The sequence below is a fragment of the Kitasatospora sp. NPDC001119 genome, from assembly GCF_053598475.1.
The window spans coordinates 198,672-224,097 of record NZ_JBSFKI010000010.1 but is presented as its reverse complement, the minus strand read 5'-3'; the positions used below and the strand labels follow the sequence as shown (position 1 = coordinate 224,097).

The 25,426-nt window shown below is 73.6% G+C and carries 24 protein-coding genes; 7 read left to right on the top strand and 17 right to left on the bottom strand.

What is annotated here, in order from left to right; all coding sequences use genetic code 11:
• Nucleotides 1-120: 120 nt before the first annotated feature.
• From ACWDD9_RS15500 to ACWDD9_RS15485, 4 genes are all read right to left on the bottom strand, one after another.
• Nucleotides 121-1,926 carry a GMC family oxidoreductase gene (locus ACWDD9_RS15500; RefSeq protein ID WP_049657027.1) on the bottom strand — a complete coding sequence of 602 codons (1,806 nt, stop codon included), beginning with the start codon at nt 1,924-1,926 and terminating at the stop codon, nt 121-123.
• Between the two features lie 94 nt (nt 1,927-2,020).
• Complete coding sequence (locus ACWDD9_RS15495) at nt 2,021-3,652, bottom strand: succinic semialdehyde dehydrogenase (RefSeq protein ID WP_074003938.1); 1,632 nt, start codon at nt 3,650-3,652, stop codon at nt 2,021-2,023.
• 96 nt (nt 3,653-3,748) lie between these two features.
• Complete coding sequence (locus ACWDD9_RS15490) at nt 3,749-5,542, bottom strand: serine/threonine-protein kinase (RefSeq protein ID WP_049657030.1); 1,794 nt, start codon at nt 5,540-5,542, stop codon at nt 3,749-3,751.
• A gap of 161 nt (nt 5,543-5,703) precedes the next feature.
• Complete coding sequence (locus tag ACWDD9_RS15485; protein WP_147409121.1) at nt 5,704-6,834, bottom strand: protein kinase domain-containing protein; 1,131 nt, start codon at nt 6,832-6,834, stop codon at nt 5,704-5,706.
• Nucleotides 6,835-6,891: 57 nt separating this feature from the next.
• On the opposite strand from ACWDD9_RS15485, the gene ACWDD9_RS15480 reads away from it, so the two are divergent.
• The gene (locus ACWDD9_RS15480; RefSeq protein WP_074003941.1) at nt 6,892-7,425 is read left to right on the top strand and encodes an SHOCT domain-containing protein; all 534 of its coding nucleotides are present in this window, start codon (nt 6,892-6,894) and stop codon (nt 7,423-7,425) included.
• An 11-nt stretch (nt 7,426-7,436) separates the two neighbouring features.
• Here ACWDD9_RS15480 and ACWDD9_RS15475 read toward each other — a convergent pair whose 3' ends face one another.
• Nucleotides 7,437-9,419 carry a protein kinase domain-containing protein gene (locus tag ACWDD9_RS15475; protein WP_449811799.1) on the bottom strand — a complete coding sequence of 661 codons (1,983 nt, stop codon included), beginning with the start codon at nt 9,417-9,419 and terminating at the stop codon, nt 7,437-7,439.
• 252 nt (nt 9,420-9,671) lie between these two features.
• Here ACWDD9_RS15475 and ACWDD9_RS15470 point away from each other — a divergent pair, with 252 nt between their 5' ends.
• On the top strand, nt 9,672-10,235 hold the full coding sequence (locus tag ACWDD9_RS15470) for a hypothetical protein (RefSeq protein WP_449811798.1): 564 nt from the start codon (nt 9,672-9,674) through the stop codon (nt 10,233-10,235).
• A gap of 114 nt (nt 10,236-10,349) precedes the next feature.
• Here the strand turns inward: ACWDD9_RS15470 and ACWDD9_RS15465 are convergent, their stop codons facing one another.
• The 4 genes from ACWDD9_RS15465 to ACWDD9_RS15450 all read right to left on the bottom strand — a co-directional run bounded on the left by ACWDD9_RS15465 (nt 10,350) and on the right by ACWDD9_RS15450 (nt 15,082).
• The gene (locus tag ACWDD9_RS15465; RefSeq protein ID WP_049654353.1) at nt 10,350-11,477 is read right to left on the bottom strand and encodes a GuaB3 family IMP dehydrogenase-related protein; all 1,128 of its coding nucleotides are present in this window, start codon (nt 11,475-11,477) and stop codon (nt 10,350-10,352) included.
• 160 nt (nt 11,478-11,637) lie between these two features.
• Entirely contained in the window at nt 11,638-13,140 is a 1,503-nt protein-coding gene (gene guaB, locus ACWDD9_RS15460) for an IMP dehydrogenase (RefSeq protein WP_074003944.1), read from the bottom strand.
• A 278-nt stretch (nt 13,141-13,418) separates the two neighbouring features.
• Nucleotides 13,419-14,135 carry an RNA polymerase sigma factor ShbA gene (shbA, locus tag ACWDD9_RS15455; protein WP_074003945.1) on the bottom strand — a complete coding sequence of 239 codons (717 nt, stop codon included), beginning with the start codon at nt 14,133-14,135 and terminating at the stop codon, nt 13,419-13,421.
• 335 nt (nt 14,136-14,470) lie between these two features.
• Nucleotides 14,471-15,082, bottom strand: coding sequence for a response regulator transcription factor (locus tag ACWDD9_RS15450; RefSeq protein WP_014136228.1), 612 nt, complete (start codon nt 15,080-15,082; stop codon nt 14,471-14,473).
• A 563-nt stretch (nt 15,083-15,645) separates the two neighbouring features.
• On the opposite strand from ACWDD9_RS15450, the gene ACWDD9_RS15445 reads away from it, so the two are divergent.
• Nucleotides 15,646-15,972 (top strand): WhiB family transcriptional regulator, encoded by a 327-nt coding sequence (locus tag ACWDD9_RS15445; protein WP_049654358.1) that lies wholly within the window; start codon nt 15,646-15,648, stop codon nt 15,970-15,972.
• A gap of 99 nt (nt 15,973-16,071) precedes the next feature.
• On the opposite strand, the gene ACWDD9_RS15440 is transcribed toward ACWDD9_RS15445, so the two are convergent.
• The 3 genes from ACWDD9_RS15440 to groES form a co-directional block, all read right to left on the bottom strand.
• The gene (locus tag ACWDD9_RS15440; protein WP_449811797.1) at nt 16,072-17,070 is read right to left on the bottom strand and encodes a LysR family transcriptional regulator; all 999 of its coding nucleotides are present in this window, start codon (nt 17,068-17,070) and stop codon (nt 16,072-16,074) included.
• 141 nt (nt 17,071-17,211) lie between these two features.
• Nucleotides 17,212-18,837, bottom strand: a complete 1,626-nt coding sequence (gene groL, locus ACWDD9_RS15435; protein WP_049654364.1) for a chaperonin GroEL — start codon at nt 18,835-18,837, stop codon at nt 17,212-17,214.
• A 115-nt stretch (nt 18,838-18,952) separates the two neighbouring features.
• Nucleotides 18,953-19,258 (bottom strand): co-chaperone GroES, encoded by a 306-nt coding sequence (groES, locus tag ACWDD9_RS15430; protein ID WP_049654366.1) that lies wholly within the window; start codon nt 19,256-19,258, stop codon nt 18,953-18,955.
• Between the two features lie 250 nt (nt 19,259-19,508).
• On the opposite strand from groES, the gene ACWDD9_RS15425 reads away from it, so the two are divergent.
• Genes ACWDD9_RS15425 through ACWDD9_RS15410 form a run of 4 tightly spaced genes read left to right on the top strand, consistent with a single transcriptional unit; the run spans nt 19,509 to nt 21,711 of the window.
• Nucleotides 19,509-19,844: a hypothetical protein gene (locus tag ACWDD9_RS15425; protein WP_449811796.1), complete on the top strand. Its 336-nt coding sequence runs from the start codon at nt 19,509-19,511 to the stop codon at nt 19,842-19,844.
• Nucleotides 19,841-20,161: a hypothetical protein gene (locus ACWDD9_RS15420; protein WP_375876165.1), complete on the top strand. Its 321-nt coding sequence runs from the start codon at nt 19,841-19,843 to the stop codon at nt 20,159-20,161. The genes ACWDD9_RS15425 and ACWDD9_RS15420 overlap by 4 nt, the downstream gene beginning before the upstream one ends.
• Entirely contained in the window at nt 20,158-20,487 is a 330-nt protein-coding gene (locus tag ACWDD9_RS15415; RefSeq protein ID WP_049655944.1) for a hypothetical protein, read from the top strand. The genes ACWDD9_RS15420 and ACWDD9_RS15415 overlap by 4 nt, the downstream gene beginning before the upstream one ends.
• 57 nt (nt 20,488-20,544) lie before the next feature.
• Nucleotides 20,545-21,711: a class I SAM-dependent methyltransferase gene (locus ACWDD9_RS15410; RefSeq protein WP_449811795.1), complete on the top strand. Its 1,167-nt coding sequence runs from the start codon at nt 20,545-20,547 to the stop codon at nt 21,709-21,711.
• Nucleotides 21,712-21,763: 52 nt separating this feature from the next.
• Here ACWDD9_RS15410 and ACWDD9_RS15405 read toward each other — a convergent pair whose 3' ends face one another.
• The 5 genes from ACWDD9_RS15405 to tsaB all read right to left on the bottom strand — a co-directional run bounded on the left by ACWDD9_RS15405 (nt 21,764) and on the right by tsaB (nt 25,274).
• Complete coding sequence (locus ACWDD9_RS15405) at nt 21,764-22,666, bottom strand: polysaccharide deacetylase family protein (protein ID WP_107418825.1); 903 nt, start codon at nt 22,664-22,666, stop codon at nt 21,764-21,766.
• A gap of 80 nt (nt 22,667-22,746) precedes the next feature.
• Nucleotides 22,747-23,007, bottom strand: a complete 261-nt coding sequence (locus ACWDD9_RS15400) for a hypothetical protein (protein ID WP_074003950.1) — start codon at nt 23,005-23,007, stop codon at nt 22,747-22,749.
• A complete protein-coding gene (gene tsaD / locus ACWDD9_RS15395) occupies nt 23,004-24,095 on the bottom strand; it encodes a tRNA (adenosine(37)-N6)-threonylcarbamoyltransferase complex transferase subunit TsaD (RefSeq protein WP_117488209.1) in 1,092 nt (363 codons plus the stop codon). Before tsaD ends, ACWDD9_RS15400 begins: the two co-directional genes overlap by 4 nt.
• Nucleotides 24,088-24,576, bottom strand: a complete 489-nt coding sequence (gene rimI / locus ACWDD9_RS15390; protein WP_049655961.1) for a ribosomal protein S18-alanine N-acetyltransferase — start codon at nt 24,574-24,576, stop codon at nt 24,088-24,090. The genes tsaD and rimI overlap by 8 nt, the downstream gene beginning before the upstream one ends.
• 23 nt (nt 24,577-24,599) lie before the next feature.
• Nucleotides 24,600-25,274 carry a tRNA (adenosine(37)-N6)-threonylcarbamoyltransferase complex dimerization subunit type 1 TsaB gene (gene tsaB / locus ACWDD9_RS15385; RefSeq protein ID WP_049655952.1) on the bottom strand — a complete coding sequence of 225 codons (675 nt, stop codon included), beginning with the start codon at nt 25,272-25,274 and terminating at the stop codon, nt 24,600-24,602.
• Between the last annotated feature and the right edge of the window lie 152 nt (nt 25,275-25,426).

The window sequence follows — 25,426 nt, the reverse complement described above, 5'->3', positions numbered from 1 at the left end:
GGCCCGCGTTCCCCCCGCTCGACGAGTCCCTGGCCGCTCCAGGGAGCCCGTTTATCCCATCGGACCCGAACGGATGTCAACCGGGAACCGGGGCAGGCGGATTGGCCCGTCGGGCCGGTTTCAGCCGCGCTTCTTCGGGACCTCCGGGACGGGCAGCAGCGGCAGCCGCAGCGCGCCGAACGCGCCCTCGGGCACGGCCGGCCGGGCCGGCGCCACCGCCGCCACCCGCAGGTACTCCGCGCCCTGGGCCGGGCGCTGGTCCGCCTCGCCCTTGTTCGGCCACATCGACATGGCGCGCTCGGCCTGGGCGGTGATGGTGAGCGAGGGGTTGACGCCCAGGTTGGCGGAGACGGCCGAACCGTCCACCACGCTGATCCCGGGGTAGCCGTACAGCCGGTGGTACGGGTCCACCACGCCGGTCTCGGGGGCGTCGCCGATCGGGCAGCCGCCGAGGAAGTGCGCCGTCATCGGGATGTCGAAGATCTCGCCGACGGTGCTGCCCGGGAAGCCGTTGATCTCGTCGGCCAGCGCCTGGGCGCCCTGTTCCGCCGCCGGGATCCAGGTCGGGTTGGGTTCGCCGTGGCCCTGGCCGGAGGTGAGCCGGGCCTTGCCGAGCGGGCCCTTCTTCAGCGAGACGGTGATCGAGTTGTCCAGCGACTGCATCACCAGGCCGATGATCGTCTTCTCGGACCAGCGGCGCTGGTTCATCGAGCGGGCGAAGGTCACCGGGTGGAGCGCCGTGTTGCCCAGGTAGCGCAGCCAGCGCGGGACCGCCCCACCGCCCCTGACCTGGGCGATGGACAGCGCGCCCATCGCGTTGGAGCCCTTGCCGTAGCGGACCGGCTCGATGTGGGTGTTGGCGTCCGGGTGGATCGAGGAGGTGATCGCCACGCCCTTGGTGAAGTCCGCCTTGCCGCCGTAGCGCCGGTCGGTGGTCTGCGCGCCCACCAGGGCCTCGGAGTTGGTGCGGGTCAGCTCGCCCAGCCGCGCCGAGATCCGGGGCAGGTGGCCGCCGTCCCGCATCCGGTGCAGCAGCGACTGGGTGCCGTAGGTGCCGGCCGCGACGACCACCCGGGCCGCGGTGACGGTCCGCGCGCCCGCCTTCACCCGGTCGGTCCTCGACCGCGCGTCGGTGCGGCGCACGTCCACCGCGTAGCCGCCGCTCCCGTCGGCCCCTTCGATCTCCCGGATCCGGGCCACCGTGGTGAGCGGGTGGATCTCCGCCCCGCCCCGCTCGGCCAGGTACAGGTAGTTCTCGGTGAGCATGTTCTTGGCGCCGTGCCGGCAGCCGGTCATGCACTCGCCGCACTCCACGCAGGCCTTGCGGGCCGGGCCGGCACCGCCGAAGTACGGGTCGGCGACCTCGCTCCCGGGGGCCGCCTTGGCGGTGCCGTCGGTGTCCTCGCCGTCGCCGAAGAAGACCCCGACCGGCGCCATGTGGAAGGTGTCACCGACGCCCATCCGCTCGGCGGCCGCCTTGAGGTGGACGTCGGAGGGGGTGAGGGTCGGGTTGAGCCGGACCCCGAGCATCCGCTGCGCCTGGTCGTAGAACGGCGCCAACTCCTGTTGCCAGTCGGTGATGTGGCGCCACTGGCGGTCCTCGAAGAAGGCCTTCGGCGGCACGTACAGGGTGTTGGCGTAGTTCAGCGAGCCGCCGCCGACCCCGGCGCCGGCCAGGATCAGCACGTTGGCCAGCAGGTGGATCCGCTGGATGCCGTACAGCCCGAGCGCCGGCGCCCACAGGTAGTTCGGCAGGTCCCAGGAGTTCCTGGGCAGTTCGTCCCGGTCGAAGCGCCGGCCGGCCTCCAGGACGGCGACCCGGTAGCCCTTCTCGGTCAGCCGCAGGGCCGCGACCGAACCGCCGAAGCCGGACCCGACCACCACCACGTCGTAGTCGAACTCCGCCGCACCGCCGGACTGCACCATCTGCCACCGCTCCTTCACCGGGTGAACCTGCCTGTGGGTACCGCGAACCGGGCCCCGCCGCAGGTGCGGGGCCCTGGGGCCTGTCTACGGGGGCCTACTTGAAGCGCAGCGCCTTGAGCGCCCGCAGCCCGCCGGTCATCAGGGCGGCGAACTGCTTGTCGTCCAGGCCGAACGAGGGCGCGATCGGCATCAGCCGCTGGGTCGCGACGGTCTGCGCCTCGGTGAAGCGCAGGATGCCCTCCGCGCCGTGCCGGCGGCCCAGCCCGGAGTCGCCCATGCCGCCCATCGGCGAGCCGACCGAGCCGTACGCGGCGGCGTACGCCTCGTTGACGTTGACCGTGCCGGTGCGCAGCCGGGCAGCGACCGCCCGGCCGCGCCGCAGGTCCCTGGTCCAGACGCTGGAGTTCAGGCCGTACGGCGTGGAGTTGGCGGCGGCCACCGCCTCCTCCTCGGTGTCGAAGCGGTAGAGGGAGACGACCGGGCCGAAGGTCTCCTCGGCGCAGACCGCCATCTCCGGGGTGACGCCGTCGAGGATGGTCGGCTCGTAGAAGAGCGGGCCGAGGTCCGGCCGGGCGCGCCCGCCGGCCACCACGGTGGCACCCGCCTTGACCGCCTCCTCCACGTGCCGGCCGGTGGTCTCCAGCTGGCGGGCGGAGACCAGCGAGCCCATGTCCGCGCCGTACGCGAGGCCGCCGCCGAGGCGCAGCGCCCGGGTGCGGGCGGCGAAGCGCTCCAGGAACTCGTCGGCGACCGAGCGGTGCACCAGCAGCCGCTCGATCGAGATGCAGAGCTGTCCGGCGGAGGAGAAGCAGGCCCGTACGGCGCCCGCGGCGGCCGCGTCGAGGTCGGCGTCGGCGAGCACCAGCATGGCGTTCTTGCCGCCGAGTTCGAGCGAGGCGCCGACCAGCCGGGCGGCGGCGCGCTGGGCGACGTCGCGGCCGGTGCGGGTGGAGCCGGTGAACGAGACGTAGTCGGCGTGCTCCACCACGGCGGGGCCGATCACCGGGCCGTCGCCGATCACGATCTGCCACAGGTCGGCGGGCAGTCCGGCCTCGATCAGCAGCTCGCGGGCCCACAGCGCGGTCAGCGCGGTCTGGGTGTCGGGCTTGTTGACGACCGCGTTGCCGGCCACGAAGGCCGGCAGGGCGTCACCGACGGACAGCTCCAGCGGGTAGTTCCACGGCGAGATGTGGCCGACCACGCCCTTGGGGCGGCGGGCCTCGACGGCGTGGGTGAGCACCGGCAGCGCGCCGCCGTGCCGCTTGTCCTTGAGGTACCCGTGCGCGGCCCGCCCGTAGTGCCGGGCGGCCATGGCGACGGCCAGCACCTCCTCGAAGGCGTGCAGCCGGGCCTTGCCGGTCTCCGCCTGGACGAGGTCCAGCACCTCGTCCTGCCGCTTGAGCAGCAGGTCGTGGAAGCGCAGCAGGACGGCGGCGCGGCGGCGCACCGGCAGCGCGGCCCAGGCCCCCTGGGCGCGGCGGGCCAGCTGGAAGGCGACCTCGACGTCGGCCGGGGTGGACTGCGGCAGGCTGGCCAGCCGTTCGCCGGTCAGCGGGGCGACGGTCTCCACCAGGTCGGGTTCACCGGTGGCGGTGACGCCGGTGGCAAGCCTGGCGACCAGGGACGGCGGGACGGCCGCGGCGACGGTCCGGCCGCCGCCGGGGGCCGCCGGGTTGCCGGCGCCGGAGGGTTCGGTGGCCACTGCGTCTGCTGTGAGGTCCGACATACGGCGCAGCCTAGGCGCTCGGCGGCCGGTCCGGTACCCGTCGGTAACAAGAATCTGCCGCAGTCGGGCGAAAGCGGGCGCCCCCGCCCGACCCGGTCAGCGGCTCGGGGCGAAGTTGTTGAGCACCGCGTAGAAGCGCTGCTCGGCCTCGTTCCACTCGTTGCCCCGGTCCGGGCTGGACGAGTAGATCGCGTAGCTGGTGCCGTCCTGGCTGATGAACTCGGTCTCGATCGCGCGCCGGCGGCCGCCCTCCTTGGCCAGGTAGCTGAACTCCCAGACCGCCGCCTCCTGGCCCTTCACCGCCGTGCCGGCCATCCGGTGCTGCTTGTAGTCCTTGAGCGACTTGGCGACGGTGGCCTCCATCTGCCGCATGTGCTCCAGCGGCTTGACCGACTGGCCGACCGTGACGGCGAACTGGAGGTAGTGCACCTTGCCGTCGGGGCTGTAGTAGATCTGGTTGTCCCCGGCGCTGATCCGCTGCCAGGACGGGGTGCCGTTCGGCAGCGGGAAGCGGAAGCCGGCCGGGTCGTCGACCCAGTGGTAGCCGCTGGGCGGCGCCGCCGCGGGGGTGGCGTCGCTGGTGGGCTCCGGTCCGGTGGACTCGGCGGCGGTCGGCGTCGGGTCGTCGGGGGTGTCGCCGCCGACCACGTGCCGGGTGACCAGGAAGGTGCCCGCGGCGGCCAGCAGGCCGACGGCCACCGCTATGCCGACGATCTTCAGCAGGTTGCGGCGCTTGGCCGGTCCCCGCTCCGGCGCAATGGAGTGCGGCACCGGCGCGACGGGACCGGTGTGCGCCCGGGCAGCGTCCTGCGCGCCCCCGGCGGTGTCCGGTTCGGCGAGGACGGGCGCGGCAGGAACAGCGGCGACCGCAGGGACGGCGGGCACAGCAGGGACAGCGGGGACGGCGGCCCCGGAGGCCTTCGGCTCGGTCGGCTCCTCGGAGCCCTCGGCCGGCTCCGCCACGGCCACCGGGCCCTCCGTGCGGTCCACCACCGGCACCGACCGGGTGGGCGTACGCACCGACGGAACCGACTTCAGGCCCATCGTGTGCCCGGCCCGCACCTCGGCCAGCATCGCGGCCGCCTCGTCCGCGGTGGGCCGCTCGGCCGGGTCCTTCGCCATCAGCGCGGCCAGCACCGGCCCCAGCGGCCCGGCCCGCCGCGACTCCGGCAGCGGCTCGTCGACCACCGCGGCGAGCGTGGTGATCGGCGAGTCCCGCCGGAACGGCGACTGGCCCTCGACCGCCGCGTACAGCGTCGCCCCGAGGCCCCACAGGTCGGAGGCGGGACCGGGCCGCTCGCCCTGGGCGCGCTCCGGGGCCAGGTAGTCCGGCGAGCCGACCAGGTCGCCCGGCCGGGTCAGCTCGGTCGAGCCCTCGTACTTCGCGATGCCGAAGTCCAGCAGCACCACCCGCCCGGTGCCGCGCTCCAGCAGCACGTTGGCCGGCTTCACGTCCCGGTGCAGCACGCCCAGCTGGTGGCCGCGGTGCAGCGCGGCCAGCACCTGGCTGCCGACCTCGGCGGCGGCGCGCGGCTGCAGGGTGCCGTCCTGGCTGATCACGTCGGCCAGCGAGCGGCCGTCGACCAGCTCCATCACGATCCACGGCCGGCCGTCCTGCTCCAGCACGTCGTGCACGGTGATCACACCGGGGTGCTTGATCCGCGCGGCCGCGCTGGCCTCGCGCTTCATCCGGGTGTGCAGGATCTGCAGGTCCTCCTCGGGCAGGTGGTTGACGGTCAGCTCCTTGACCGCGACCTCCCGGTCGAGCATCCGGTCCCAGGCCCGCCAGACGGTGCCCATGCCGCCCCGGCCGAGCCGCTCGCCGAGCTCGTACCGCCCGGCCAGCAAACGCTCCGCCTCGGCCGCCTCCGGCCGGTCCTGCACGCCCATCTGCGCCCGCTCCCCCACACATTCCGCCTGCCGTCACCGCGACGGAGGGCCTGGTGCAGACCACTGTTCGAACAAATCCCACGCACACATTAGGCGCACCTTGCCGCCCCCGGTAATCACGCCCACCCCCCGGACCGGTGGAACGGAATCCGGGCGGGCCGTCAGCCTGCGAACAGCACCACCGCGACGATTCCCAGCACCAGCAGCACGAACACTCCGCCCACCAGCAACGGGCCCCACAGGGAAGGGGGTATCCGGGGCGGCTTCGCCCCGCCCCCTGCCCCCAAGTCCCCACCGTTCCGGCCCTTTCGGGCACTCCTCCCGGCCCTGGAGCCGACGGCCCTCCCGCCGCGCCCGCGCGGCACCGCCGGCGTCTCCGGCACCGGCACCGGCCCCCCTGCGGCCCGGCTCCGCTCCTCCGCCTCCCCGTCGACCGGCTCCGGCGCCCCCGCCAGCAGCCCCGCCAGCTCCTCGCGCACCGCCTCCGCCGTCGGCCGCAGCACCGGATCGGGCTGCAACAGCCGCTCCACCAGCGGCGCGAGCGGCCCGCACACCACCGAGGGCTCCCGCCGCCCGTCCCGTACGGCCGTCACCAGCTCCGGCACGTCCCGCTCCGGGTACGGCGAACGGCCGGTGACCAGCCGGTGCACCAGCACCCCGAGCGCCCAGCAGTCACCCGCCGGGCCGCCGTCCAGCGGCCAACGCTCCGCCACCGGGCCGACCAGGGTCGCCCGCACCTCGTACCGGCGCCGCCCGCCCGGCCCGCCGAGCTCCTCGGCCAGCGCCTCCTCGGCCACCCCGGCGAGCAGCCCGCCGAGCATCGCCGCGCCGTCCTCGCAGACCAGCACCGCCTCCGCGGTCAGCGCACCGTGGGTCAGCCCGGCCGCGTGCAGCGCCCGCAGCGCCCCGGCCAGGTCCGCCGCCAACTCGGCCGCCCGGTAAGGCGGCAGCGGCCCTTCGGCGAGCAGCTCGGCCACCGTCCGCCCGACCGGCCGCTCCTCCACCGTCCACAGCAGCTCGCCCTCGACGAACGCGCCGACCCCGCGCAGCAGCCGCGGATGCGCGACCGGCGCGGTCGAACCGACCGCCGCCACCCGGCGCACCATCCGGTCCGCCTGCGCCGCGGCGGCCGCCTCCGGATCCTGGCCCGCCGTCAGCACCCCCGGCAGCTCCAGGGCGCCCAGCAGCACCGATTCACCGGTCCGCTCGTCCACCGCCTGGGCGCGCAAGGGTTCGGGGCGGTCCGTCAGCCGGTACCGCCCCGCCAGCAACTGACCGGGGCCGCCTCGCATGCCAGTTCCTCTCACTCACCGAGCAGCCTACTGAGCGGCTCCTTTAGGCTCGATCCCATGGACTGGACCGATCTGATCGACACCGCCTTCGAGGCATCCGGGAACAGCAGCAAAGCCAACCAGGCCGAAGCCGTCCGCGCCGTCGAGGCGACCGTCATCGACGGCGAGAAGCCGGTCGCCTCCACCGCCGGGCGCCACCCCGACCACTTCCGCAAGGGAGTGCTCGTGCTGACCACCCATCGGCTGCTCTTCCTGAAGGACGGGAAGCCGCCGGTCCCGGTTCCGCTCGCCGCCGTCACCGACGTCACCGTGACCCGCACCAAGCTCAACGGCGAAGTGCTCCTGGTGGTGGCGCTCAGCGGCTCGCACCGCTTCGAGGACGTGGCCAAGGCCGAGTTCTTCGCCGAGCAGCTCCGGGCCTCCGCCCGGGCCGCCCGGAACGCCCCGAAGGCCGGGCCCGCCGCCACCCCGGTCGAGGCGTCCGCCGGCGAGCAGCTCATCGGCCAGCTGGAACGGCTGGCCGCCCTGCGCGCCTCCGGTGCGCTCACCGAGGACGAGTTCACCCGCGCCAAGCAGCGCCTGATCGGTTAGGACCCGCCGCCCTACGGCGCGGGCTGGAAGCTGTTGAAGACGACGTCCCGGAGCGGGGCCTGGGCGGCCCACTCCGCGTCCGGGACTATCCAGTAGATCGAGTACCCGTACTTGGGCGGGGTCCCGGTCACGAAGCCGCGGTTGAGCGAGTGCATCCTGGGCGTGCCGTTGGTCCACTCCCAGTCCGCCGCGTTGGTCCACTGCCGGTAGGTGATCGCCGCCAGGTTCAGCCGCTGGTAGTTGCTGACCTGACCGCGGACGTTCGGCTCCGACTCCTGCCAGTCCGCGACCGCGCTCGCCCCGGGCGACGTGGTCCACTCGATCCGCAGCTGGCTGCCGTCGGCCGCGTTCTTGAAGATCCGCCGGTTGGCGTCCGACCCGGTCGGCTGCAGACCGTCCGGCAGCACGACGGAGAAGCCGCTCGGGTCCTTGTACTCGTGGTACCCGGCCGGCACGGCACCCGGCGCGGCCGGCGCGGGCTGCGCCGGTGCCGCCGGGGGCTGGACGGGAGCCGCCGGCGCACCGGCGGACTGCGCGGGCGCGTCCGGCGCCGCGGCCGGGTCGCCGGTCGGCTGGGCGGGCGCCGGGGCGGGCGCGGGTTCGCCCGTCGGTGCCGACGTCGGCACCGGCTCGGTACCGGTCGCCCCCGGCGAGGTGGCGACCGCGCTCTGCGAGGCCGCGCCGTTCGCGCCGCCGTCGTCGGTGCCGACCATCCGGACGACCGCCATCACTCCCGCGATCAGCAGCAGCACCACGATCACGGTGGCGATGGCCAGCCGTCGCCGGCCGGTGCGCGGATCGGCCCCGGCCGCCTGGGTCGCGCCCATCGTCCACTCGCTGGTCACCGGCCGGATCGGCTCCGCGCCCGGCTCCTCGGACGGCGTCCCGGCGGGCTCCGCGTCCTGGGCCCGACTCCCGACCCGGACCGTCCCCAGCAGCCCGCCCACCAATTGCTTGCGGCCGTTCCCGGTCTGCTCCGGCTCCTTCGGCGAAGACTCCGAGGGCTCCGCGGACTCCGCCGAGGTCGACGCCGACGGCTCGGACGGCTCCGCGGCGTCCGACGCCTCCGCCGGCCCCGCCGCCTTCGAGGCCTTCGGCTCCGGCTCCTCGGCCGGCTTCTCCAGCGGCACCGCGTGCTCGGTGGTGGACTCGGCCCGCGCGGTCGCCTCCGCGACCACCCGCTTGAGCATCGACCGGGTCTGCGAGGCGTCCAGCCGCTCGGCCGGGTCCTTCGCCAGCAGCCCCTCGATCACCGGCTGCAGCGGCCCGGCGTTCACCGGCGCGATCAGGTCCTCGGTCATCACCGCGGTCAGCGTGGCCAGCGCCGAGCCCCGGTCGTAGGGCGGCCGGCCCTCGACCATCGCGTACAGCGTGCCGCCCAGCGACCACAGGTCGGCCGGCGGCCCGGGCTTCTGCCCGCGGGCCCGCTCCGGGGAGATGTACGAGGGCGCGCCGACGAGCATCCCGGTCGAGGTGACGGAGGCGTCGCCCTCCACGCTGGCGATGCCGAAGTCGGTGAGCACGACCCGGCCGTCCTCGCCGATCAGCACGTTGGACGGCTTGACGTCCCGGTGCAGGATGCCGAGCGCGTGCGCCGCGCTGAGCACGCCCAGCACGTCGAGCGCGATCTCCGCCGCCCGGGCGGGGGCCAGCGGCCCGTCCTCCCGGACCACGTCGGCCAGCGAGCGGGACTCGACCAGCTCCATGACGATCCACGGCCGGTCGTCCTCGTCGACCACGTCGAAGACCGTCACCGCCGAACTGTGCCGGATCCGCGCGGTCGCCTTGGCCTCGCGCAGCGTCCGGGTGATCAGCCGGTGCTTCTCCTCCTCGTCGACGCTGGCGTTCATCCGCAGTTCCTTGACCGCGACGGTCCGGCCCAGCATCTCGTCCTCGGCGCGCCAGACGGTGCCCATGCCGCCGCGCCCGAGCACGCCGTTCAGGCGGTAGCGGCCGGCCAGGAGGCGGCCGGTGGAACCCTGCGCCTGGGTCATTCGGAACGTTCCCCCATGTGCTGCTGGCGGTCGTGGTGACGGCGCGTCGGCCCGACCTGGGGCCCGGACGCCCAAGCCTCCATCATCTCCTGTCCGGAGGGCCCGCGACCACCCGGCCCCCGCATCGAGCCGGTACGAACCGGAACGGAGGCGGCGCTCCGTGCCCGATCTGTGATCGAAAACTCGCCAAGATCTGTCCGGACCACTGCTACCGTTCGGCAGCTCATCGTATTCCGGGGGGATTCGACGCCCATGACCGCACCCGCACCGGGCACTGACGGCCCATCGATCCGGCCGCACACCGCCCAGCACTACTCGGTCGCACCACCCCCCGTCTCCCCCGAGGGCTACGTCGCCCCCGGCATGCCCGGCGCCCCCGTGGCCGGCTTCGACCCCGTCGAACCCACGCCCAGGACCACCCCCCGCCACCGCACCGCCCTGGCCGTCTCCCTCGCCCTCCTCGCCATGCTCCTCGGCGGCCTCGCCTACGGCAGCGCCCCGCTGCGCGCCGCCGACAGCCTCGGCTGGCTGGCCATCGCCCCGGCCGGCCTGGTCGCCCTCCCGCTCGGCCGGCTCGGCGGCCAGGGCCGCTTACTCCCCCCGCTCGGCGCCCTCCTCGCGGCCGGCGCCCTGCTCCTCGGCCAGCTGATCGAGCACCTCCGCCGCGTCCGCGCCGACGGCCCGGCCCCCGGCGGCCTGCTGCACGACACCGTCACCGCCTGGCGCGCCGACCTCCGCCCCCTCGACGCCGCCTTCTACGCCATCGCCCTCATCGGCGGGTTCCTCCTCACCCGCCGCAGCGCCACGCGGAGTTGACCGCCCGCCCCGCCCCCTCCCCGTACCGCACCCGCACCCGCCTCCCGCACCGGGAAAAGGAGAAGGCCCCCGCCGTCACCCGGCAGGGGCCCCTCGATCAGGTCAGGTCAGGACTCAGCGGTGGTCGAGCGCCGGGTTGACGGTGACCTCGACCCGCTGGAACTCCTTGAGCTCCGTGTAGCCCGTGGTGGCCATCGCCCGACGCAGCGCGCCGAACAGGTTCATGGTCCCGTCCGGCGTGTGCGAGGGCCCGGTCAGGATCTCCTCGGTGGTGCCGACGGTCCCGAGGTCCACCCGCTTGCCGCGCGGCAGCTCCTCGTGGACGGCCTCCATCCCCCAGTGGATCCCCTTGCCCGGGGCGTCCGTCGCCCGCGCCAGCGCGGCACCGATCATGACCGCGTCCGCGCCGCAGGCCACGGCCTTCGGGATGTCCCCGCTGTAGCCGACGCCGCCGTCCGCGATGACGTGCACGTAGCGGCCACCGGACTCGTCCATGTAGTCGCGACGGGCGGCCGCCACGTCGGCCACGGCGGTGGCCATCGGCACCTGGATGCCCAGGACGTTCCGCGTGGTGTGGGCGGCGCCGCCGCCGAAGCCGACCAGCACACCGGCGGCACCGGTCCGCATCAGGTGCAGGGCCGCGGTGTACGTGGCGCAGCCGCCGACGATCACCGGGACGTCCAGCTCGTAGATGAACTGCTTGAGGTTGAGCGGCTCGGCGGCGCTGGAGACGTGCTCGGCCGAGACGGTGGTGCCGCGGATGACGAAGACGTCGACGCCGGCGTCCACCACGGCCTTGGAGAACTCGGCGGTGCGCTGCGGCGAGAGCGCGGCGGCGGTGACCACGCCGGAGTCGCGGACCTCCTGGATCCGCTGCTTGATCAGCTCGGCGCGGATCGGCGCGGCGTAGATCTCCTGGAGCCGGCGGGTCGCGGTGGACTCGTCGGTGATCGCGGCGATCTCGTCCAGCAGCGGCTGCGGGTCCTCGTAGCGGGTCCACAGGCCTTCGAGGTTCAGCACGCCCAGACCGCCGAGGCGGCCGATCTGGATGGCCTGCTGCGGCGAGACCACGCTGTCCATCGGGGCGGCCAGGAACGGCAGCTCGAAGCGGTAGGCGTCGATCTGCCAGGCGATCGAGACCTCCTTCGGGTCCCGGGTCCGGCGGCTGGGGACGACGGCGATGTCGTCGAAGGCGTACGCCCGTCGGCCGCGCTTGCCTCGCCCGATCTCGATCTCAGTCACTTCGAGCCCTTCTGCTTTGTTGCTCATGCCCGCCGGGTCACCCCGGCCGCCCCCCAGTATCCCGTACTGCCGCTGGTCCCGCCCCGACGGCCCGCGCCCGGGCGCACCGGCAGGGGCCCGCCGCCGCGGTGCGGCAGCGGGCCCCTCGGTGGCCGGTGGCTCAGCGGGCCGAGTAGTTCGGCGCCTCGACGGTCATCTGGATGTCGTGCGGGTGGCTCTCCTTGAGGCCCGCCGAGGTGATCCGGACGAAGCGGCCCTTGCTCTCCATCTCGGCGACGGTGCCGGCGCCGACGTAGCCCATGGTCTGGCGCAGACCGCCGACCAGCTGGTGCAGCACGGCCGACAGCGGGCCGCGGTAGGGCACCTGGCCCTCGATGCCCTCGGGGACGAGCTTGTCGTCCGAGGCCACCTCGGCCTGGAAGTAGCGGTCCTTGGAGTACGAGCGGCCCTGGCCACGGGACTGCATGGCGCCCAGCGAGCCCATGCCGCGGTAGGACTTGAACTGCTTGCCGTTGATGAACATCAGCTCGCCCGGGGACTCCTCGCAGCCGGCCAGCAGCGAGCCGAGCATCACGGTGTCGGCGCCGGCGGCCAGCGCCTTGCCGATGTCGCCCGAGTACTGCAGGCCGCCGTCGCCGATGACCGGCACGCCGGCCGCCAGGCAGGCCTGGGCGGCCTCGTAGATGGCGGTGACCTGCGGGACGCCGATGCCGGCGACCACGCGGGTGGTGCAGATGGAGCCGGGGCCGACGCCGACCTTGACGCCGTCCACGCCGGCGTCGATCAGCGCCTGGGCGCCGTCCCGGGTGGCCACGTTGCCGCCGACCACGTCGATCCCGACGGCCGACTTGATCTTCGCGATCCAGGCCAGCGCGTTGTGGCTGTGGCCGTGCGAGGTGTCCACCACCAGGAAGTCCGCACCGGCCTCGACCAGGGCCTGGGCCCGGTCGAACGCCTCGGCGCTGGCACCGACGGCGGCGCCGACCAGCAGCCGGCCCTCGGCGTCCTTGGCGGCGTTCGGGTACTGCTCGGCCTTGACGAAGTCCTTGACGGTGATCAGGCCCTTGATCCGGCCCTCGTCGTCGACCAGCGGCAGCTTCTCGATCTTGTGGCGGCGCAGCAGGGCCATGGCGTCCACGCCGGAGATGCCGACCTTGCCGGTGATCAGCGGCATCGGGGTCATGATCTCGCGGACCTGGCGGGTGCGGTCCGACTCGAAGGCCATGTCGCGGTTGGTGACGATGCCGAGCAGCTTGCCCGCCTCGTCGGCGATCGGCACGCCGGAGATGCGGAACTTGGCGCACAGCGCGTCGGCCTCGCCCAGGGTGGTCTCCGGGCCGACCGTGATCGGGTCGGTGACCATGCCGGACTCGGACCGCTTCACCAGGTCGACCTGGTTGGCCTGGTCCTCGACCGAGAGGTTGCGGTGCAGCACGCCGACGCCGCCCTGGCGGGCCATCGCGATGGCCATGCGCGACTCGGTGACCTTGTCCATCGCCGCGGACAGCAGCGGGATGTTGACGCGCACGTTCCGGGAGACCCGGGAGGAGGTGTCCACCTGGTTCGGCAGCACCTCGGAGGCCCCGGGCAGCAGCAGGACGTCGTCGTACGTGAGCCCGAGCATGGCGAACTTCTCGGGTACGCCTGCGGCGTTGTAAGACATTTGGGGGGTACCTTCCGTGGCCGGCCTAATCCGCTCACGCCCTGAGGGTGGGGGCGCATTCATCGCTCACTCGCGCAGACCGCCGAAGCCGGGCACGAATAGGAGGATCCTCCAAGGGGACCCCGCGCGCACCCGTCAAACTTTGGCAACCCGCCCAGGCGCCGATACCCCATGGTACTGGCACCGCGAATGTGTCCTCGTGTGCCCTTGACAACAACCCCGCCCCGTGGATCATTCCGCCCGCAACCGGCGGAAACGGCACGCAACGGGAGGAGTGGTCAGGAGGACTCCTCCGCGAGCGCCCGCAGCCGGCTGAGCGCCCGGTGCTGGGCCACCCGGACGGCACCCGGTGACATCCCGAGCACCTCGCCGGTCTCCTCCGCCGACAGCCCGGCGGCCACCCGCAGCAGCACCAGCTCGCGCTGACGGGCCGGCAGGTTGGAGAGCAGCTCCTTCGCCCAGGCCGCGTCGCTGCTCAGCAGCGCCTGCTCCTCCGGGCCGAGCGCCTCGTCCGGCACCTCCGGCAGGTCGTCCTGCGGCACGACGGTCGAGCCGGGCCCGCGCATCGCGGCCCGCTGGAGATCGGCGATCTTGTGCGCGGCGATCCCGTACACGAAGGCCTCGAACGGGCGCCCCTGGTCCTTGTACCGGGGCAGTGCGCAGAGCACCGCCACGCAGACCTCCTGCGCGACGTCGTCCACGTGGTGGCGGGCCCCGCCGGGCAGCCGGACCAGCTTGGCGCGGCAGTACCGCAGCGCCAGCGGGTGGACGTAGGCGAGCAGCGCGTCGATCGCCGGGTTCTCGCCGCGCACCGCGGCCGCGACCAGTTCGCCCACCAGCGGCGAGCCGCCCGTGCCGAGCACCGGCCGGCGGCCCGGCCCGGTCCCACCGGCGGAACCGCCGGGTTCGGCGTACGACGGACCGTGGCCCGGACCGGAGGGCTCGGCCTCCACCGGGTCCGCCTGGCCGGTCGCACCGGCGACGTCGTCGCGCATCGGTCCATGGTGCCTGGTCGAGCGGGAAAACGCGGCACCGCGTCCGGAGTTGTGCACCGGAACGTTATGCGCTGCGGCACCGTCCGGCGTCCCGCGCACCACCGGCCCCTCCTGCACCGTGCCGCCTCCCGCCCCGCCGCCGTCGGCGGTCCCGTCCGTCGCGCCGTCCGCCGAGTGTCCTGCGGCTGCGTGGTTCGCCGCAGTGCCTGTCCGCTGGTCCCCGAGGTGCTCCACTCCTCCATGGTGCAACCTCGGGACCGTAACGTCACACGCCCGTGCGGCGCCCGCTCCGGGAACCTCCGGCGGCACGCCGCAACCGGCGGCGCCGCCGGTGGTCAGCGGACCAGGCCCCAGCGGAAGCCCAGCGCCACCGCGTGCGCCCGGTCGGAGGCCCCGAGCTTCTTGAACAGCCGTCGGGCGTGGGTCTTCACGGTGTCCTCGGAGAGGAACAGCTCGCGGCCGATCTCGGCGTTGCTGCGGCCGTGGCTCATGCCCTCCAGCACCTGGATCTCACGCGCCGTCAGGGTGGGCGCCGCGCCCATGTCGGGGCTGCGCAGCCGGCGGGGGGCGAGCCGCCAGGTCGGGTCGGCGAGGGCCTGGGTGACGGTGGCCCGCAGCTCGGCGCGCGAGGCGTCCTTGTGCAGGTACCCGCGGGCACCCGCGGCCACCGCGAGCGCGACCCCGTCGAGGTCCTCGGCGACGGTGAGCATGATGATCCGCGCGCCCGGGTCGGCGGACAGCAGCCGCCGGACCGTCTCGACCCCGCCGAGGCCGGGCATCCGGACGTCCATCAGAACGAGATCGGAGCGGTCGGCCACCCAGCGGCGGAGGACCTCCTCCCCGTTCGTCGCGGTGGTGACCCGGTCCACACCGGGTACGGTCGCGACCGCGCGGCGAAGCGCCTCGCGGGCGAGCGGGGAATCGTCGCAAACGAGAACGGAAGTCATGACCGTCGTCCTCCGCAGCTGATCCGCGTCACGTTGAGCCTCCTGGCTGGTACGAACCTCTACGACACGGCCGATCGGCGACGGACTCCGCGGTGATCGCCCCAACCTGCCCGCGATCGTTCCCGACGTCCGGCGCCCGCTAACCGCCTCCGCACTTCCAACGACCGTCACTCGAATGAGTTACGGCCTTCGGGGCCATCTCCACCACTGTACGTGGCCAACCCATTACCGATCAGCCGCATCGCGGTGCACACGCCGCTCTTTTGCGCAGCTCGCGCGCGGTCGGCGTACGACCCGCACATCGATTCGGCACCCCGCGCGCCCGTCGACCACCCGATTGCCACATCCGCGCCCGCTGGAGCCCCTTGCCCACTATGCCCGTTTTTATAGCTTTCGTATGGTCATTGACTGTTGTGCCAGTGTGTGGGTGACTTGTCCATGGAGTTGCCTTAAGTCATATTTCCAGGTGTCCACACCAGTGCATCGAAGCCCCGCCGCACCGCTCGGCAGCAGCCCCGCCGAACGCCCGGCCGACGGCCGACAGCCTCTGAAGGGAATGAGCCATGGCAGATTTCTCCCGCCTCCCCGGTCCCAACGCGGACCTCTGGGACTGGCAGCTCTCCGCAGCCTGCCGTGGCGTGGACAGCTCGCTCTTCTTCCACCCCGAGGGCGAGCGCGGGGCGGCGCGCAGTTCGCGCGAGGCCAGCGCCAAGGAGGTCTGCATGCGCTGCCCGGTGATCGCCGAGTGCGCGGCGCACGCGCTGGCGGTCCGCGAGCCGTACGGCGTGTGGGGCGGGATGACCGAGGACGAACGCGAGGAGATGCTGGGGCGCTCGCGGCACCGACTGGTCGAGGTTCCGCTGGCCCCGCCGGCGGTCGCCCAGCGGTAGACCCGTCTCCTTGAGCGCCGTGAAGAAACGTTTCTTCGCGGCGCTTCAGTCTTCTGGCTCACCGTACGTACCGGGCCCGGGCAACCCCGTCACCCAGCGTCAGCGGTCGGCGGCCGCCCCCGCCAGCCGCTCCAGCATCAGCGCCACGGCCGGCACCTCGGCCAGGTCCGGGAGGGTCAGCGCGACCACCTGGCGCACCGCGGGCGCCCCGGAGGCCGTCCGCACCGGCACCGTCGACACGCCGTCAGGACGCACCGACCGCAGCGCCAGCCGGGGCAGCACCGCCACCCCGAGACCGGCCGCCACCAGGCCGACCACCGCCGGGTAGTCGTCCGTCGCGAAGTCGATCCGCGGCTCGAAGCCCGCCCCGGCGCACAGCTCCACCAGGTGCCCCCGGCACTGCGGGCAGCCGGCGATCCACTGCTCCTCCGCCAGCTCGGCCAGCCCCACCGCCCCGCCCCGCCCGGCCAGCGGATGGCCGGCCGGCAGCACGCCCACCAGCGGGTCGTCCAGCAGCGGGGTGACCACCAGGTCGGACCAGTCGGTCCCGGCGGTCAGCTGCTGCGCCTCCAGGTTGGCCTCGGCCCGGGCCTCGCGCGGCGTGCCGTGGGCGGGCGCCGGAAGCGCGACGGCGCCGTCGGACTGCGGGTAGCGGAAGGCCAGCGCGATCTCGCACTCGCCGCCGCGCAGCATCGCCAGCGACTCCGGCGGCTCGGCCTCGACCAGCGACACGCGCACCCCCGGATGGCTGTCCCGCAGGCGGGCGACCGCGGGCGGCACCAGGGTGGAGCTCGCGGTCGGGAAGGAGACCAGCCGCACCCGTCCGGCCCGCAGCCCGGCGATCGCGGCCACCTCCTCCTCGGCGGCGGAGAGCCCGGCCAGGATGCCGGTGGCATGCTTGAGCAGGACCCGGCCGGCCTCGCTGAGCTGCATCCCGCGGCCCGAGCGGACCACCAGCGGGGTGTCCACCGACTTCTCCAGGGCCTTCATCTGCTGACTGATGGCGGGCTGCGTACACCCCAGCTCGCGGGCGGCGGCGGAGAAGGAGCCGGTGCGGGCGACGGCACGCAGAACGCGCAGATGGCGGGCCTCGATCATGCCTTAGTTATAAGGCAATCTTTGCATTCTGCAAAATTCTGCTGATAGTTGAAGCCTCAAGCGGAACCTCGGACGGAACGCCGGAGGCCCGGTCCGCTCCCCCGGGGGAGCGGACCGGGCCTCCGGTCAGGCGTCGGAGCCTCAGTGCGAGTGGCCGTGGCCGTGGCCGTGACCGTTGTCGGCCTCCTCCTCCTTCTTCTCCACCACGAGGGTCTCGGTGGTGAGAAGCAGGGAGGCGATCGAGGCGGCGTTCTCCAGGGCGGAGCGGGTGACCTTGACCGGGTCGATGACGCCGGCCTTCACCAGGTCGCCGTACTCGCCGGTGGCGGCGTTGTAGCCCTGGCCGATCTCCAGCTCGGCGACCTTGGAGGTGATGACGTAGCCCTCCAGGCCGGCGTTCTGGGCGATCCAGCGCAGCGGCTCGTGCAGCGCCTTGCGGACCACGGCGACACCGGTGGCCTCGTCACCCGACAGGCCCAGGCCCTCGTCCAGCACCTTGGCGGCGTGGACCAGGGAGGCGCCACCGCCGGCGACGATGCCCTCCTCGACCGCGGCGCGGGTCGCCGAGATGGCGTCCTCCAGGCGGTGCTTGCGCTCCTTCAGCTCCACCTCGGTGGCGGCGCCGACCTTGATGACGCAGACGCCGCCGGCCAGCTTGGCCAGGCGCTCCTGCAGCTTCTCGCGGTCCCAGTCGGAGTCGGTCGCGGCGATCTCGCCCTTGATCTGGGCGACGCGGCCGGCGACGGCCTCGGAGTCACCGGCACCGTCGACGACCGTGGTCTCGTCCTTGGTGATGGTCACGCGGCGGGCGGTGCCCAGCACGTCCAGGCCGACCTGGTCGAGCTTGAGGCCGACCTCCTCGGAGATGACCTGGCCACCGGTCAGGACGGCCAGGTCGCCGAGGATCGCCTTGCGGCGGTCGCCGAAGCCCGGGGCCTTGACGGCGACGGCGTTGAAGGTGCCACGGATCTTGTTCACGACCAGGGTCGACAGCGCCTCGCCGTCGACGTCCTCGGCGATGATCAGCAGCGGCTTGGAGGCACCGCCCTGGAGGATCTTCTCCAGCAGCGGCAGCAGCTCCTGGATGGAGGAGATCTTGCCCTGGTTGATCAGGATGTACGGGTCCTCGAGGACCGCTTCCTGGCGCTCGGCGTCGGTGACGAAGTACGGCGACAGGTAGCCCTTGTCGAACTGCATGCCCTCGGTGAAGTCCAGCTCCACGCCGAAGGTGTTCGACTCCTCGACGGTGATGACACCGTCCTTGCCGACCTTGTCGATCGCCTCGGCGATCAGCTCGCCGACCTGGGTGTCCTGCGCGGAGAGGGAGGCGACGGCGGCGACGTCGTCCTTGCCCTCGATCTCGCGGGCGACGGACAGCAGGTGCTCGGAGACCGCGGCGACGGCCTTGTCGATGCCCTTCTTCAGGGCGGCCGGGCCGGCACCGGCGGCGACGTTGCGCAGACCCTCGTTGACCAGGGCCTGGGCCAGCACGGTGGCGGTCGTGGTGCCGTCACCCGCGACGTCGTTGGTCTTGGTGGCGACCTCCTTGACGAGCTGCGCGCCAAGGTTCTCGTACGGGTCGTCCAGCTCGACCTCGCGGGCGATGGTGACACCGTCGTTGGTGATGGTCGGGGCGCCGAACTTCTTGTCGATGACGACGTTGCGGCCCTTGGGGCCGATGGTCACCTTGACGGTGTCGGCCAGCTTGTTGACACCGCGCTCCAGCGAGCGGCGGGCGTCCTCGTCGAACTGCAGGATCTTCGCCATGTTCCCTATTCCCTCGGGGCTGCGGCCGGCCCACCGGCCGCCGAACTACGTGAACCAACAACCACGCCCCGGGCCCCTGTCACTGGGACACGGATCCGGGGCGGGTCGGTACGTCTTACTTCTCGATGACCGCGAGAACGTCGCGGGCCGAGAGGACGAGGTACTCCTCGCCCTTGTACTTCACCTCGGTGCCGCCGTACTTCGAGTACAGGACGATGTCGCCGACGGCGAGGTCGAGCGGCAGACGCTGACCGTCCTCGAAGCGGCCCGGGCCGACGGCCAGGACGACGCCCTCCTGGGGCTTCTCCTTGGCGGTGTCCGGGATAACCAGGCCGGAGGCCGTGGTGGTCTCGGCGTCGAGCGGCTGGACCACGATGCGGTCCTCGAGCGGCTTGATGGCAACCTTGCTGCTGGTGGTCACGTCCGAGCTCCCCTTCGGAGATTACGGGGTTTTCTAACGGGTAGGGGCGATCCTGCGGGCCTGCCGTCGCGGGGGTCAGACACACGTCGTCGCGTTAGCACTCCCCTAGTGGTGAGTGCCAAGGATGACCATAGGGCCGTGTTAGCACTCAGTCAACCAGAGTGCCAACGGCGAGTCCCGGAAGTCCCCGGTTCGCGATTGAGTAGCCGTACTCATGTACGACCGGGCCCGGCCCCGCCAGACTCCTGCCATGACCTCGATCCCGGTGCGCATCGGCCCGTCCCGGCCCAAGGACGCCGCCCTCGCCCTGCTGTCGCTGCCCCTGCTGGGGGGCGTGCTGCCGTTCGTCGCCTTCGTCCTCGTCGCCTGCCTCGGCAGCATCCCCGGCTACGGGGACGACGGGGACGGGCGCGGGTGGGCCTTCCTGGGCATCGGGATGCTGGCCGCCCCGGTGGTCGCCCTGGCGGCGGGCCTCGTGGTGGCCTTCCGCAGCCGGCGGTCCGGCTACCGGCTCCTCCCGGTCGCCGCCGGGCTCGCCCCGTTCGCGCTGCCGGCGGTCCTCTCCTCGGGCGTGCTGTGGCGGTGAACCGGCTGCCGCCCGCCGACCCGCTGCGCCCGGTCGGCCGTCCGACGGACCTGCTGCTCGCGCTGCTGACGGTCCTGGGGGCCGCCTCGCTGCTGGGGTTCGGCTGGATCGCGGCCTTCCTGGCCGCGCTCGCGCTGGAGGCCCACCCCGCGATCGGCGGCTGGGCGGCCCGGGGCGCCGCGACCGCGCTGCTGCTCGTCCCGGTCGTGGCGGTGGCCCGGTACACCCACCGGCGGGGCTACCGGATCACCCCGGTCGCCGCCGCGGTCAGCCCCGCCCTGCTGACCGCCCTCGCCGGCGCGGGGTGGCTCCGGTGAGCCGGCCCCACGGCGCGCCCGGGCGGCCGCCGGTCCACTGGGCGCCGGACCTGGTGCTCGCCGCGGTGGTGGTCGCCGGGGCCGTCGCGGCGGCGTCCGTCGGGTCGTTCGTGCTCAACTGGCTGAAGCTGCTCGCCCTGTACGGCCCCGGGGTGGAGGCCCTGGACGTCTTCGGCGTCGTGGTGATGCTCGTCCTGCTGGCCCTGACCGGCCTCGGCACCCGGCGGCTCGGGTACCGGATCACCCCGTACGCCGCGCTGGCGGCCGCGCCGCTGATGCCGCTGGTGTTCTGGCTGACCTCCGACGTCCCCGTCATCGGCCGGTGAACGCCGCGCGGCCGCTCCGGCCGACCGGCCACCCGGCCGACCCGCGAGAATGGCCCCGTGGACACCGAGAACCTCCAGCCGCTGCTGACCCCCGAGGGCCAGGCCCTGCTCGCCGAGCTGCGCGAGTTCACCCCCGAGGAGGAGCTCGCGCTGGCGACCCGCCTGCGGCGGGAGCACCCGGCGGAGCTGGTGTCGGCCGCGTTCGGGCAGGCGCGGCTGCGGCAGCGGGCGCGGGCGAAGTTCGGGGCGGACGCCGACCTGATGTACTTCACGCCCAACGGGGTCGAGCAGTCCACCCGGCGCAGCGTGGCCGAGTGGCGGGCCCGGCGGTTCGCCGACCTGGGCGTACGGCGGCTGGCGGACCTGTGCTGCGGCATCGGCGGGGACGTGCTGGCGCTGGCCCGGGCCGGCATCGAGGTGCTGGCCGTCGACAAGGACCCGGCGGCCTGCGCCGCCACCGTGGCCAACGCGGCCGCGCTGGGCCTGGCCGACCTGGTCGAGGTGCGCTGCGCGGACGTCGCCGAGGTGGACGTCACCGGCTACGACGCGGTGTTCACCGACCCGGCCCGGCGCACCGCGCGCGGCCGGGTGTTCGACCCGGAGGCGTACGCCCCGCCGCTCTCCTGGGCGATCGAGGCCGGCCGGCGGACGCCGATCGGCGCGCTGAAGGTCGCGCCGGGCATCCCGCACGAGGCCGTGCCGGAGGACGCCGAGGCCGAGTGGGTCTCGGACCACGGCGACGTCAAGGAGGCGGTGCTCTGGTTCGGCACCAGGGCCACCAGCCCGCACCGCGCCACCCTGCTGCCGCACGGCGCCAGCCTGACCGGCGGCGACCTGCCCGACCCGCCGGCCGGCCCGGTCGGACGCTACCTGTACGAGCCGGACGGCGCGGTGATCCGGGCCCACCTGGTGGCCGAGGTGGCCGGGCAGGTGGGGGGCCGGCTGATCGACCCGAAGATCGCCTACCTGACCTCGGACGAGCTGGTCGCGACGCCGTACGCGCACGCCTTCGAGCTCACCGACGTGCTGCCGTTCAACATCAAGAAGCTGAAGGCGCTGCTGCGCGAGCGGGCGGTCGGCACGGTGGTGATCAAGAAGCGCGGGATGGCGATCACCCCGGAGGAGCTGCGCCGTCAGCTCAAGCCCTCCGGGCCGAACACCGTCACGGTGATCCTCAGCCGCACCGACAACGGGCCGCTGATGATGCTGGGGCAGCCGGTCTGACCCCCGGCGCGGCGGCCCGGCCCACGGCGCCGGGCCCGGGACCGGGACCGGACTACGAGGCGGGCGCCTGGATGTAGTCCTCCAGCCGGGCCACCGAGAAGCCCTGCTCCTGGATCCGGGCCAGCAGGTCGCCGAACATCTGGGTCATCGTGGCGCCCTTGAGCTCCTTGGGGCCGCGGAAGTGCGCCAGGACGATGTCGCCGGGCTTCAGCTTCTTGTCCGCGGCCTGGTACTGCATGTCGTGGATCTGCATCGACTCGCGCCAGAGCACGATCGCGCGCGGGCCGCACTGCTGCACCGAGGTGTTGAGCATCGGGGTGTTGGCGCCGTCGCCGAACGGCGGGCGGAACAGCAGCGGGGCGGTGCCGTACTGCTGGGTGAGCGCGGCCTGGTCGTCGCAGATCTCGGCCTTCTGCTTGTCGGCCGACAGCTTGCTCATCACCGGGTGGTCCACGGTGTGGTTCTGGATGTGGTTGCCCAGGGCCTGGAGCGGCTTGAAGTAGCCGTAGTCGTTCTTGACGATGTCCTTCGTCAGGAACATCGAGATCGGCACCTTGAGGTCGGTGAGCATCTCGACGAACTTCGGGTCCTTCTCGGCGCCGTCGTCGATGGTGATGAAGACGACCTTGTCGCTGGTCTTCACATCGCTGAACACCGGTACGGGGCCGGTCCGTTCGAGCTTGATCGGCTTGTCGGCGGGCGGCGCCGGGGCGGGGGCGAGCGGGGTGAGGTTCCACTTGGCCCAGGCCGCCGCGTCCGCGCCCGCCGGGGCGCCCGCCGAAGGGGGCGCGGAGGCGCTGGTCGGCGCCGCGCCGGTGGGCCGGGGCGTGGCCGCCGCCGTCGTGGCGGCGGGGGCGGCACCGCCACCGCCCCCGTTGTCCCCGCACGCGGTGGCGAAGGCCAGCAGGGCCAGCGCCCCCACCCCGTACGTCCTGGTCCTGCTCCGCCTGATCACCGCTGCGCGCTCCCGGTTCCCGTCCAGCCTTCTCTCAGCTATGCACGGTACCGACCGCCGCGGCGGTTCCCGGCCAGGGGCTACTCGACGTGCTCGCTGGTGAAGGACCAGCGGTGCACCGGACGGCCGAGCAGCCCGGCGGGCGGGTCGGCGACGGGCACCGGCTCGCCGTTCCACCAGGTGATCAGCAGCACCCGCTCGCCCGGGGCGGAGAGCAGTTCGAGGCGCTCCAGACCGGCCGAGCCGCGGACCGCGGGCAGCACCGACTCCCGTACCCAGGCGGCGAGTTCGTCGCCCCGGCCGGTCGCCGCCCGGGCCTCCCACATCGCGGCGACGGTCATGCGGCGCCGCCGCCGAGGGCGTCGTAGGCCTGGCCGTGGAAGTCCGTGTGGGGCACGTGGGTCTCGGTCACCGGCAGCGAGGAGTCCGCCGACAGGTCGAGCGCGGACGGCGTGCGGTCGCGCCACACCATCTCGGCGCCCAGTGCCGCGACCATCGCGCCGTTGTCGGTGCACAGGCCCGGCCGGGGCACCCGCAGCCGGATGCCGGCCCGGTCGCAGCGCTGCTGGGCCATCTCGCGCAGCCGCGAGTTGGCCGCCACGCCGCCGCCGATCATCAGGTGGTCGACGCCGTTGTCCTTGCACGCCCTGACGGCCTTGCGGGTGAGCACGTCGGTGACCGCCTCCTGGAAGGACGCCGCCACGTCGGCGACCGGCACCTCCTCGCCGGCCCGGCGCTTGGCCTCCACCCAGCGGGCGACGGCGGTCTTCAGGCCGGAGAAGGAGAAGTCGTACGCCGGGTCGTTGCGGCCGCTCAGCCCGCGCGGGAAGGCGATCGCCTTCGGGTCGCCCTCGCGGGCCGTGCGGTCGACGATCGGGCCGCCGGGGAAGCCGAGGCCGAGCACCCGGGCGACCTTGTCGAAGGCCTCGCCGGCCGCGTCGTCGATGGTCGCGCCGAGCGGGCGGACGTCGCTGGTGATGTCCTCGCTGAGCAGCAGCGAGGAGTGCCCGCCGGAGACCAGCAGGGCCATCGTCGGCGAGGGCAGCCGGCCGTGCTCCAGCTGGTCGACGCAGATGTGCGAGGCGAGGTGGTTGACCCCGTACAGCGGCTTGTCCAGCGCCCAGGCGTACGCCTTCGCGGCGCTGACGCCGACCAGCAGCGCGCCGGCCAGGCCGGGGCCTGCGGTGACGGCGATGCCGTCCAGGTCGCTCGCCTTGATCCCGGCGGTGTCCAGGGCGCGCTGGATGGTCGGGACCATCGCCTCCAGGTGCGCGCGGCTGGCGATCTCCGGGACGACGCCGCCGAAGCGGGCGTGGTCGTTGACGCTGGAGGCGACCGCGTCGGCCAGCAGCGTGGTGCCGCGCACGATGCCGACGCCGGTCTCGTCGCAGGAGGTCTCGATGCCGAGGACGAGCGGTTCGTCAGCCATGGCGGGTGTCCTCAATGTCCTTCGGGTCAGTGCTGTCAGTGCTCGGGTGGTCGAGGCGCATCACCAGCGCGTCGACGTTGGCGGGCTGGTAGTAGCCGCGCCGGATGCCCACCGGTTCGAAGCCGTGGCGCTCGTACAGCCGCTGGGCGCGCGGGTTGTCCACCCGCACCTCCAGCAGCAGCTCGGCGCACTCGCGCCGGGCGGCCTCCCGGATCAGGTCGGTGAGCAGCGCCGTGCCGAGGCCGGCGCCCTGGTGGCGCTCGTCGACGGCGATGGTCTGGACGTCGCCCTCGCCGGCGATCGCCATCAGTCCGGCGTAGCCGACGATCCTGCCGTCCGGGGCGGCCGCGACGGTGTAGTGGCGGGTGCCGCCGGGGTGGGACTCGGCCAGTTCGGACCAGAACATCCCGGCGGACCAGGCGTCCTCGGGGAAGAGCCGCAGCTCCAGCTCCAGCACCGGCGCGATGTCCCACCAGCGCATCGGGCGCAGGGTGGTGCCGTGGTTCACGCCGGGAGCACCGCCTTGCCTCCCAGAACGTTCTTGTAGGCCGCAGGGACCTGGGCGTCCGGGCGGCGCAGGTACAGCGGGTGGTTGGGCAGCAGCTCGCGCCCGGCGGCCAGCTCGGCGGCGGCGAAGCCGGCCAGGGCGCCGGCCGAGACGTGCTCGGGGCCGTGCGCGCCCGGGAAGGCGTCGGGGTAGAGCAGCGCGCCGGCGCCGACGGAGCGCGGCTGCGGGGTCAGCTCGGCCGGGCGGTCCACGGCGGGGCCCTCGGTGCGGCGGCCCTCGGCGTCGTACGAGGCCCAGTAGACCTCCTTGCGGCGCGCGTCGGTGGCGGCCGTGAACGGCTGCCCGGCCAGGCCCTCGGCGCGGGCCTGGAAGGCGATCGCGTCCAGCGTGCAGACGCCGTGCACCGGCAGCCCGAGGGCGTGGCCGAGCGCGGCGGCGGTCACCAGGCCGACCCGCAGGCCGGTGTACGGGCCGGGGCCGACGCCGACCGCGATGCCGGTCAGCCGGTGCTTGTCCACCCCGGCGGCCCGCAGCACCTGGTCGATCGCGGGCAGCAGCAGTTCGCCGTGGCGCCTGGCGTCGACCTGGTGGGTCTCGGCGAGGACGGCCGTGCCGTCGTGGACGGCGGCGGTGACGGCGGGGGTAGCGGTGTCGAACGCGAGCAGCAGCACGGGTCAAGGTTAGACCGACGTTGGGCCGACCGGCCGATCGGCAGGGTGTACCAGGCGGGAACACAGATCCGAGGCACTGCGACCCGCGCGGATGAACCTGGCACGATGGGGCCGTACGTAAAGGGACGGCGGCGGGAGCGGCAACGTGGCGA